This window comes from Bacteroides sp. AF32-8BH (assembly GCF_003435205.1).
Lineage (GTDB): Bacteria > Bacteroidota > Bacteroidia > Bacteroidales > Bacteroidaceae > Bacteroides > Bacteroides ovatus.
Genome location: NZ_QVLZ01000008.1, coordinates 18,138 through 30,123, shown reverse-complemented (window position 1 = coordinate 30,123; position 11,986 = coordinate 18,138). Strand labels below are relative to the sequence as shown.

Sequence of the window (11,986 nt, the reverse complement as noted above, 5' to 3'; positions counted from 1 at the left end):
CATTTACAGACATGAAGAAACTGATTTATATAGGGATAATGGCAGGTAGCCTGCTGCTGAACAGTAGTTGCAGCGATTGGTTGGACTTGCTTCCCAAAAATGAACAAGTGACTGACGCTTACTGGAAATCGAAAGAAGATGTAGAAGCAGTCATTGCTTCCGGTTATTATTATATGCGTTCCTCCTGCCAATCATTGCTGAAATGGGGAGAACTGCGAGGAGCATCTATTTGTACCTTGACAGGTGATAAGGATGGGATGAAGTTGCAGAATTTCCAGTTGGATGGAACAGAAGCTATTTGTAAATGGGAGAACATGTATCAAGTGATCAACATGGCCAATGTGGTCATCGCTCATGCTCCGGGAGTACGTGAAATAGATGATACCTATACAGAAGGCGCAATGAATGCACATCTTTCCGAAGCTTATTTCATGCGAGCATTAATGTATTTTTACTTGGTACGCAATTTTAAAGAAGTGCCTTTGGTAACAACTCCTTATGAGGATGACTCTACTCCGTTTTCTATTGCCAAATCTTCAGAAGAAGAAATCTTGAAGCAAATTAAGGCGGATGTGCAAACAGCTCTTGACTCTGGAGGTGCGAAGGAATTTTATGATAATGATAATTGGAATGCTTCCAAAGGACGGGCTACTAAATGGGCTTTGTATGCATTAATGTCGGAAGTTTCCTTGTGGACCGAAGATTATGATACTTGTATTAAGTATGCAGACCTATTAATCAACGCTACTGCATCACGTCGTCCGGCATTTATTACAATTCCGGAGAACTGGTATACAATTTTTAATCCGGGGAATAGTAATGAATCCATTTTTGAAGTGAACTGGGATGGCAACACCTATAGCCAGACGGGAGGGCCAAGTGCTATGTATACGACTGGTACAAATCCCAATTATCGATATTCTACTAAAATGGGTGAGGATTTGGTCAATGATTTTGAAGAGGTTATGGCAGGAAAAGATGCAATCCGTAGCCAATTTGGTGCTTTTATAGCTTATACTGATGGAGAGAACATCGTTCATTGTATATGGAAATATGAGATGGGCGATACCGACCCAACGAATCCGGATGCAATACGTTTGAAAGATGATGCTAACTGGATTATTTACAGAATGGCAGATGTCATGTTGATGAAGGCGGAAGCATTAATTTGGAAAGGAAAGGAAAATTGGCAGGAGGCTGTTGATATTATAAATCAGATCCGTACTCGTGCTAACTTGCCTGAAAAAACTATAGCTTTAGATGAGGAGGATGAAAGCTCAATGATGGAAAACTATTTATTGCCGGAACGTAATATTGAATTGGCGGCTGAAGGTAAGCGTTGGTATGACATGATACGTTATGCCAAAAGTAAGAACTATGCTCATAAATCAGCTTTTATTGCTTTGGTTCAGCAATACAATACAACAGCGAATGCTAGTTGGATACGTTCAGTTCTTCAGAATGAATATGCATGGTATTTACCAATTCACGCGGATGAAATTGAAAATAACAACTTATTGGTACAGAATCCATATTATGGAATAACAGGTAATAATTAATAAACAGCCATTTATGAAGACTTTAGGAAATATATATTTATTATTATTGGTTGCATTATTCAGTGCATGCAACGATCCCTATGAAGACTCTACCTATCAGGTTTATGATATGAATCCGGTATCGTCTTATCTGGAAACTCGTTCTGATGAATTTTCCGAGTGGATCACTGTATTGAAGTATGCAGATTTGTTTAATGCCGTAAATCAGGCTTCGTCTTATTTTACGGTATTGGTTCCTACAAATGAAGCTGTGCGCAGTTTCTATACTAAAAAGAATGTATCTTCTATTCAGGAATTGGGAAAAGACTATGCCCGTAGTCTTGCTGAATATCATATCGTGAATGATTCTATCAATCTGAATACTTTTGTTCAAGGAGGTAAACTGGAAGCTAAAACTCTTTCGGATGATTATCTTTCCGTCTCTTTTGATGAAAGTTCGGAGGCTGGAGGATTTAATTCAATTTATGTGAATAAAGAAGCGCATGTAAAGGAACTGGCTATCCAAGTGTCTAATGGATATGTGTATGTATTGAATGATGTGATGTCTCCTTTGGTGGAAAGCCTATATGAACGTATCAGTGAAAGTAGTAATAAATACTCCATTTTTGTTGATGCTTTGGAACAAACAAGTTGGAAAGACAGTTTGAGTACTATTTACGATGAAATAAGGCAGGAAGATAATACGGTTATTCAGCAAAAACGGAATTATACGTTGCTGGCTGTATCAGATGATACCTATCGTTCTGAAGGAGTTACTTCTGTTGCTGATCTGGCTGCTAAAGTAGGTGCAATAGGAACAGACTATAAAGATAAAGCAAACGAATTATTTCGCTATGTGGCATATCATGTGATTGGTGGAAGTTACTCTGTTTTTGATTTCAACAATTTTAGTGGAGGTGCAACTACACGATTGTGGACTACCAAAGCAGATGCAGTATTGGAAGCATCTATGCAGAGTGGCAATAAGTTGTATTTTAATTATAAAGGAGAAATTGATGGTCAATCGGTGAAAGCGATGTTTGTTGAAGACGGTTCCGATGTACAGGCTAAAAATGGTATTTTACATGAAATAGATAGCTGGTTGCCTTTGTGGGAATCCGAGATTCCGGTGCGCGTAGAATGGGACTTTGCTGATTATGAGGAGGTAGCTTCTTGGGTGAATGGTGGTTATGGTGATCCGGACCAAAAGTATCAGACGGCAGATGAAAAAGAGCGCCAGTCGGATGTCTCTTCGCTCTCTTGTTACACCGTAGATGCCAGGAGCACTCTTACATCTCTAGATGGTCAAAACGGCGGATATTATCGCGTGGGCTATGCAACTCCGAAGACAAAAGGCTCGGACTGGATCAATTGTAAAAATACAGATCATATCTATTTGAATTTGGGATATAATGGTTCCGTTACCATGAAAACACCAATTCTGATAGCTGGCAAATATAAAGTGACGTTGAAAGTTACTTATGCAAAATCAATGGATTTTATGCGTACAATGACTAGTGGAAGTAATGGAGGTAAAATTAAGTTTACATTTGATGATGACACCGATACAGATGTCGAAGTTCCTATTTATGCGAGTATTACAGCCAATGAATTAGGACGTTATGATGTAGTTATTTATGATGAGATTGAATTCTCAAAGACGAAGGTTCATTCTATGAAGATGTTGGTTGCCGATCCGGCTGCTTCTTCTCATAACAAGTTCCGTATCCAATTAGATTATATGACTTTTGAACCGATAATTGAAGATGAATAAACACATACTTATGAAAACTATAAAATATATATTGTCATCTATATTGCTGATAAGTGGTATATATGCATGTAATGATGACTGGGATTCTCATTATTCCCAGGAAGAACAGGTAGTGAATAATGTAAATATTGCAGTAGTCAACAAGTCGGCTGTTGATTATTTACAGTCGCAACCGGAATTGAGTTCCATGTACCAATTGTTCAGTGAAACAGGAGTACTGGATGAAATGGTTGAGAAGAATTTGTTGTTCACTATTTTAGTGGTTAGTGACGAGAATGCATTATCTCGTGCAGTTGCTACAGATGATAGAACTTTTTTGGCTAAATCACACATTTCGGATATTTCTCTTTCTCCGTCTAATCTGTCGGATGGACAACGTGTGTTGATGTGGAATGGAAAATATATTAATGTGTCGAAGGTAGAAAATGAAGATAATGATACTTCTATCTCGTTCAACGGTATAGCTGTGAAAAAGATAACGAAGGTGAACAATGGCTATGTTTATGAAATGGAGGATTATGTGGAAACTCCTAAATCATTATATGAGTTGATTGAAGGGTTAGGAGATGATTATTCTATTTTTAGGGAGATGATTATGGAGCGTAATCAGTTGACATTTGATAAAGAGGCCAGTAAAATTATAGGTGTCGATGAAACCGGAAGTAACGTCTATGATTCTATTTTCACGGTTACTAATCCTTATTTTGAGGCTGAAGGTTTTAATATGATGTCAGAGTCATTATCAGCGACTGTATTGATTCCTTCTAATGAAGTTGTCAATCGTGCGTTGGCTACAGCCCGTAACAAAATACAGGAATGGGGAATGCAACGGGAGGACTCTATTCTGAAAAACTGGACTTTTCAATCAATGTTCTTTAATAAAAAACTTACTAAATCGGATTTTGAAGATAATATAGACTTGAATTCTATTTTTAGTAAACAGTGGCGAACTACAGTACAAGAGGTGGATTTGGAGAATCCTGTATCTCTTAGTAATGGTGTTGCATATTATGTGAAAGAACTGAAGATTCCTACTAATGTATTGATTTATCGTGTCAAAGATTTTATGAGATGGTATGAGTATCTGTCAGAAGAAGAAAAAACGCTTTATTTTGATAGCGAAAATCTAACTTTTGATAAAATGGATACGAAAGTGACAGCATGGTCAGGTTGGCCTGGTGTTTTCCCAACTATAATCAATCGCGTCGTACGTTTTAAATTAACAGATTCTGCTACTAAAGAGTACACATTGGATTTTACAGGTTTTAGTTATGATGAAGTAACTAAAGTCGCTGCTCCGTATAAGATACCTCCTGGTGAATATGATTTGTGTTTGGGATTTGAGCAAAAAATGGGACATGACGTGGAAGTTTCTTTTAATGGAGAGTATGTAGGAACAGTTACAGCCTCTCAACTGACGAAGACTGATTGGCACTATGATCGTGGCGGACAGGGATATCCTGAAGGGTATGACACTTCTAAAGCGACAGATAAAAATAAAACAAAGTACGATCGTGATGGAGCAAAAGTTGGTGTAGTCACTATTGGAGGCACTCAACCGGTAAATGTGGTTATTAAATTCCATGGAATAAACGCAAGCAAATGTTGCTTCCACCACTGGTGCCTGAAACCAACAAAGAACTGTTATTAATTTTGATAAGGAATCAATATGAAGACAATAAAAATCATATTTACAACTTTGCTGTTATTACTGTCGGTAGCCAGTGTATATGCGCAAGGACGTAAAATTAGCGGTAAAATACTTTCACCGCTGAATAAACCGATTGAAGGGGCTATCATTTCGGCTGTAGGAAGTAAAGATGCGAAAACTGGAGTTGACGGAACTTTCAAAATGGAGTTGAAAGAGAATACGACTCAAATTTCAGTGTGGGCAGCTGGTTATTATCCGGAAACTCGCTTGGTAGATGATAATTCACAAGTGGTTATTCTGATGATGCCGGAGAGCACATATAAATATAATGAATCGGCTATATTACCTATGAGAATCGAAAGTTCCCGTCCGGAACTGACTTCTGCGGTGAATATCAATAAAAAAGATTTCACGCAGGGAAGTATGAAGATAGATAGGGCTTTGGCAGGACAGGTAGCAGGCTTGAAGACAACCCGTGCAGGTGGTATGCCAGGTGAGGGAAGTTATATGAACCTGCGTGGTATTCGTTCTTTTGTAGGTTCAAACGCTCCGCTTGTGGTAATTAACGGTGTACCCTATTTACCTGATTCTCGTGAATCACAATTGATAAATGGATTTTCGAGAGATATATTTCAGGCATATAATATTCAAGATATTCAAAATATCACTGTACTGAAAGGAGCGGAGGCTTCTATGTATGGTTCGATGGGGTCGAACGGTGTTATTCTAATTGAAACGGATGGTGCAACTTCCGATAATTTGGATACGCGAGTCAGCTTTTATGGACAGTATGGGGTGAATTGGAATAATAAACGTATGCCATTACTTACAGGTAATGATTACAAATCTTACCTTTCGGATATTGGTATGACTTATTTCGGTAATATGGAAGGATTTTTCTCGGAATTTCCTTTTTTGAGTGATCCCAATAGTAAATACAATTACTTGTATAACAATACCACAGATTGGCAAGATGAAATTTATAAAAATGGTTTTGTAACAGACAACCTGTTTCGTGTAGAAGGTGGTGATGCTATTGCCAAATATGACCTTTCATTAGGATATGCGATGGAAAATGGACTGATGGATTACACTAAAAGCCAGCGTTACCATACACAATTGAATACAAATGTTTTGATTAGTAAATGGGTGGAGATGACAGCAACGGTCGGTTTAGCTTATCTGACAGGCAATTATCAGCAACAGGGAATGGATAATGTTAGCAATCCGATCTTAGCAGCTTATTCGCGTGCTCCATTGTTAAGTCCTTATAAGAAAGATATTGATGGTAATATTTTGGATACTTACTCTACTTATTACTATGGTAATTCAACGAATATGGATTTTGCAGTCAGTAATCCTTTAGCTATCGTCAATACACTTGATGGTCGTAACCGACAGTATGATGTAAATTTCAGACTTGGATTGGTTTACAAACCTTTCAATGGATTATCGTTCAATGGTACATTCGGAATGTTTTATAATTATAATAAAGAACACCTATTTATTCCCGGACTATCAGATAAAAGTATTTTGCCGATTGTCGATCAGTATGGTAATGCAGAAAATACCGTGAAGGAAGGTGTAGGTGAAACTTTGAACATTTTCGCAAATGGTAATGTACGTTATCAGAGACTTTTTCAAGGTATCCACCATTTGAATATTCTTGCAGGTGCTCAAATGTTGATAACTCAAAATAAGTATGAAGGTGGTGCAGGCCGTAATACTCCGAATGATTTTTATCAAACATTGGGAGATACAAAAACAATCGGACGCTACTTTTACGGTTATCAGGAAAAATGGAACTGGGCGAATTTTTATGCTCATGCTGATTATACCTATCGTGATATGGTAGCAGCTTCTTTGAATGTGGCGGCTGATGGTGCGTCCTCTGCCGGTACTTATGGAAATCACTTTTATATATATCCTTCCGGTGGTGTGACTTTGCTCGGAAAAGGTTGGTTACCATTGACTAACTCTACATTAGTAAATCGCTTAAATTTGCGTGCGGAATATGGCTTGTCCGGTAATAGCCGTTTTTCTTCCAATCTTGGAAAATATTATTATACAAGTTTACCTTATATGACTACTTCCGGTATTGTTCGTGCCAATATATCAAACACCACTTTGAAACCGGAGAAGAACATACAATTTAATCTTGGATTGGATATGAGTCTGTTGCGTAACCGTTTGGAAGTGACATTGGATTATTATAATAATCTGTCCAAAGATGTTATTTTTGCAGTACCTCATACATCGGCACTTGGTTCTCTAAATTATTATGCAAATTGTGGAGAAATAAAAAATAAAGGTGTAGAACTGGCAGTGCAAGCTTCTTTGGTTCGTACACGTGATTTCGAATGGATTATAGGTGGTAATATTGCCCGCAATGAATCGGAGGTGAAGTCATTAGGAAACACATCACAATTGATTAATAGCTATAGTGATGGTGCGCAGTTGGTTTCCCGTGTAGGAGAGTCTCCTTATCAGTTCTATGGTTATCAGACGCTTGGGGTATTTTCTACACAGGCTGAAGCAGATGCTGCTAATCTGGTCAATCAAAAAGGACAGGCTTATCAGGCAGGAGACATCCATTTTGTAGATCAGAACGGTGATGGGCGTATCGATAGTAAAGATCGTGTCTCTTTAGGCAGTGCCGCACCGAAGTATTTCGGTGGCTTTTTTACACGAATCAGTTATAAATCTTTTGCATTGTCTGCAGAATTCTCTTATTCAAAGGGGAATCAGGCTTATAATGGTGTGAGACGTAGTTTGGAATCACTTTCTACTTTTGGCAATCAAAGTGCGGCAGTTGTAAACCGCTGGTCGTTGGAAGGACAACAAACTAATATTCCTCGTGCTCAATGGAACGACCCGATGGGTAACAATGATTTTTCGGACCGTTGGATAGAAGATGCTTCTTTCTTGCGTATGAAGAATGTTACATTTAGTTATAGTTTTGACAAGAAATTCTTGAATTTCTTCCGTTCCGGTACATTGTATGTAACAGGTGAGAATCTGTTGACAGCTACAAAATATTTAGGGTTGGATCCTGAATTCTCTTATTCTTATAGTGATGCTATGCAAGGATTTGACTATGCGAAAATGATGCAGCCTAAGTCAATTAAATTTGGTGTTAATTTGAACTTTTAAGGATGATGAAAAAGAATATATTGAAATATGTGTTACTAAGTATGACATTCTTCTTGGGTGCATGCAACGATTTCTTCAATGTCGAGACGAAGAATGTATTAGATCATGACGGATACATCACCGAAGAAAGTGAGATGTATTCGGGGTATATAGGTATTATGACCAAAGTACAAGCCATTGGAGACAAAGTGATCTATTTGACAGATACACGTGGTGAATTGCTGGAACCAACAAAGAACGCTCCCAGTGAGTTGTATAGTATCTACAATTATGATACAGACTTGACAGGAAATTCGTATGCCGATCCGGCTGCTTATTACGATGTAATTATAGCATGCAATGACTACTTGTCAAAGTTGTATGATTATAAAACAGAAAATCCGGCAGCTATTAATCTGGATCATTATAAAGCTTTGGTTAGTTGTACACTTCGTGTGAAAGCGTGGATATATCTTACATTAGGTAAGATTTATGGAGAGGCTGTCTGGTTTAATGATCCGATTCGTGAGATGAAAGATTTGAATGACTTTCCTGTGAAGAATTTGGATGAGATAGTGGAAGGCTGTCTTGATTTGTTAACTAAAGGGTTTGATGGAATAGATGGCACGAATACAATGTCATGGAAAGAATGGCTCGATCCTGATACGGAAACAGCAGAAAGTACATATCGTTATTGGGACTATATGACACCGGAATTCTTTGCATTATATGGAGAGTTATGTTTGTGGCATGGTGACTACCAGAAAACAGTGAATGTTATTTTGAATACAATGAATGCAAAGTTTGCCAGTACGGTGAATGATGCAACACAGTATATGCATAATGTGAAGTTGACAGGTACATATAGTAAGATTTGGGATAATACTAATCCTCAACCACAAGAGACTGTTTCTGCTATTATCTATAATTATCAAGGAAACCAGACTAATAGTTTGTTGAAACATTTTGGGACAGAATCACCCAATGAGTATCTGTTGGCTCCGTCACAGGTAGGAATGGATCGTTATACTGATCCGGATTTTAATCCGCTTGGAGGTGCTACTTCGGATAAGCGTTCTACTTATTATTTTGCGAAAGATAAAAGTGGTAATTATGTTATCCAGAAGTATCGTCCGTCAAATAGCACAGCGCGTACCTATGCTTATCAAGATGATGTGCATATTTATATTTATCGTGGCAGTGAGCTGTATTTCATGTTGGCGGAGGCTCTCAATAATTTGGGACGTGTAACGGAAGCATCGGCATTGATTAATCAGGGAGTGAACGGAAGTTTTCCGAATGGTGGAGTGACATGGGATGGTTTTACAGATGACTGGACCGGAGCTAGTACGTTAGGTACTCGTCGTTATCCGGACCTGGGTATTCGTGGGGCATTTAATTTGGGTAATCGTGAGTTTACACGTGGGGATGCTAGAGCCAATGATGAAGCGATTCTTGATGAAATGATGCTTGAATTTCCGACAGAAGGAAAGATTTATCCTACTATGATTCGTATGGCACGTCGTTACAATGATCCAAGTATCATAGCTGATCGTGTTTGTCCGAAATATGCTGATCCGGAAGCCATTCGTGCTAAGATTAATGCAGAAGTTGGTGGAAAAGCAGGTTATTTCGTTCATTGGAATTTAAAATAAAGATCCTCAAATCATCCTTTGGATTGGATTATTAGGGTGGAGTGACGCGGGTTTTTGAATGAGAATCCGCGTCATTTGTTTCAAAAATAAATACTTTTGTAAATAACAATAATAAAGAATCATGAAAACATTCGCAGTATCTATTGCAGCACTTTTTATTTGGACAGCTTGCGGAGATGGAAATCAGCCGATAATTGACCGTGAGGCATTAGTAGAAAGGAACAGTCCTGTTGTGACGGCATTCGATTCATTGGCTTCACTTTCTGTAGGAAATGGAGAGTTTGCTTATACGGTAGACATAACCGGATTACAGACGTTTCCGGACAATTATAAAAAAGGAGTTCCATTGGGAACGCAGAGCCAGTGGGGCTGGCATAGCTTCGCCAATCCGGACCGGCTTACTTCGGAAGAAACTCTGAAAGAATATGATTTTGGCAGGGGAAAGAAAGAACTTTACGCTACTCAATTCAAAGAAGAAGGCAGACAACAGGATGCCGCTAATTGGTTTCGTGTCAATCCGCATCGTCTTCATTTAGGAATTGTCGGTTTTGACGTGGAAGAAGGTACGGATATTGAACAGGTAACTGACGTTCATCAGAAACTTTGCTTGTGGGATGGAAAAATCGAAAGTCGGTTTAAATTAAACGGTGAAGATTATCAAGTGGAGACAGTCTGCCATCCTTCTAATGATATGATTGCTGCAAATATTACCTCTAAGGCGCATACCGGGATTTGTTTTCGCTTTCCGTATCCTACGGGCGCTCATTGTGATGATGCATGTAATTGGGAAGCCGTTGATAAACATACAACGACTATTGTTACTCAAAATGAATCTTCCGCAGTTTTGAAACATACTTTAGATAGCACAGAGTATTTCGTAACTTTGTATTGGGAAGGGAAGGCTACTTTCAATGAGAAAGCAAAACATTATTTTGTCCTGACTCCGGTGGACGATCATTTAGCTTTTACATGTGCTTTTACTAGTACAGCTCCTTCAACGCAGCCTGTTACTGTAGCACAAACTCAAGAAGAAGCAAAAAACTATTGGAACTCGTTCTGGAAGGAAGGCGCAGCTGTTGACTTTTCGGCATGTACAGCCCCACGGGCAAAAGAACTGGAACGACGTGTGGTACTTAGCCAATATTTGCTTGCAATTCAGAGCGCAGGTACTACTCCTCCGCAAGAGACGGGGCTTACCTATAATTCGTGGTTTGGCAAATTCCATCTTGAAATGATCTGGTGGCACGAAGCTCAATTTGCTCTTTGGAATCGTAGCAACTTACTTGACCGTACATTAGGTTGGTATGAAAAGGTTGAACCGATAGCGCGTCAAATAGCCCAAAGACAAGGGTTTGATGGTGTTCGCTGGATGAAAATGACCGATCCTTCAGGAACGGAAGCCCCTTCCAAAGTAGGAAGTTTTCTGATTTGGCAACAACCTCATCTAATTTATTTGGCAGAATTACTTTATCGTGCTGATCCGACTAAAGAAGTGTTGGAGAAATATAATCGTTTGGTACAGGAGACTGCAGAATTTATGTACTCTTTTGCTACATACGATGAACTGGAAGGACGTTACGTATTGAAAGGTGCCATTCCTGCACAAGAAACGTTGCGTGCTGCAGAAACAATTAATCCTCCTTTTGAACTTTCTTACTGGCATTTTGCCATGCAGACCGCTCAACAATGGCGTGAACGTATGGGACAGCAACGTAGTCTGGAATGGGATGAAATGATCGACAAACTTTCCCCTTTAGCATCTAATAATGAAGGACTTTATCTGGCTGCTGAAACAGCCATAGATACTTATAAAGATATTCGTTATACTTCCGACCACATGGCAGTATTAGGGGCAGTCGGTATTCTTCCGATGAATAAACTTATCCGGGAAGATTATATGAAAAATACATTGCACTGGATTTGGGATAACTGGAATTGGGGTAAAACCTGGGGATGGGATTATCCGATGACGGCTATGAATGCTGCCCGTTTGGGTGAACCGGAAAAGGCCGTTGGAGCTTTACTGATGGATAAACGCACAAACACATACTTGCCGAATGGTCATAATTATCAGGACGGTCGTTTACGTATTTATTTACCGGGTAATGGCGGCTTGCTGACTGCTATTGCGATGATGTGTGCCGGTTGGGACGGATGTACGGAGACTAATCCGGGATTTCCGAAAGATGGAACTTGGAATGTCCGTTGGGAAGGATTGAAGCCATTACCATAATCA

The 11,986-nt window shown here is 39.0% G+C and carries 6 protein-coding genes; all 6 read left to right on the top strand.

What is annotated here, in order from left to right; all coding sequences use genetic code 11:
• Positions 1-11 precede the first annotated feature (11 nt).
• The 6 genes from DWZ47_RS07100 (at position 12) to DWZ47_RS07075 (ending at position 11,983) form a co-directional block, all read left to right on the top strand.
• Positions 12-1,559 carry a RagB/SusD family nutrient uptake outer membrane protein gene (locus tag DWZ47_RS07100; protein ID WP_004320935.1) on the top strand — a complete coding sequence of 516 codons (1,548 nt, stop codon included), beginning with the start codon at positions 12-14 and terminating at the stop codon, positions 1,557-1,559.
• A 13-nt stretch (positions 1,560-1,572) separates the two neighbouring features.
• On the top strand, positions 1,573-3,312 hold the full coding sequence (locus tag DWZ47_RS07095; RefSeq protein ID WP_004320934.1) for a DUF5108 domain-containing protein: 1,740 nt from the start codon (positions 1,573-1,575) through the stop codon (positions 3,310-3,312).
• Positions 3,305-4,963 carry a hypothetical protein gene (locus DWZ47_RS07090; RefSeq protein ID WP_117512660.1) on the top strand — a complete coding sequence of 553 codons (1,659 nt, stop codon included), beginning with the start codon at positions 3,305-3,307 and terminating at the stop codon, positions 4,961-4,963. The genes DWZ47_RS07095 and DWZ47_RS07090 overlap by 8 nt, the downstream gene beginning before the upstream one ends.
• Positions 4,964-4,981: 18 nt before the next feature.
• Positions 4,982-8,116, top strand: coding sequence for a SusC/RagA family TonB-linked outer membrane protein (locus DWZ47_RS07085; protein WP_007750963.1), 3,135 nt, complete (start codon positions 4,982-4,984; stop codon positions 8,114-8,116).
• Between the two features lie 2 nt (positions 8,117-8,118).
• The gene (locus tag DWZ47_RS07080; protein ID WP_117512659.1) at positions 8,119-9,750 is read left to right on the top strand and encodes a RagB/SusD family nutrient uptake outer membrane protein; all 1,632 of its coding nucleotides are present in this window, start codon (positions 8,119-8,121) and stop codon (positions 9,748-9,750) included.
• A 121-nt stretch (positions 9,751-9,871) separates the two neighbouring features.
• Positions 9,872-11,983, top strand: a complete 2,112-nt coding sequence (locus tag DWZ47_RS07075) for a hypothetical protein (RefSeq protein ID WP_117512658.1) — start codon at positions 9,872-9,874, stop codon at positions 11,981-11,983.
• The last annotated feature ends 3 nt before the right edge of the window (positions 11,984-11,986 follow it).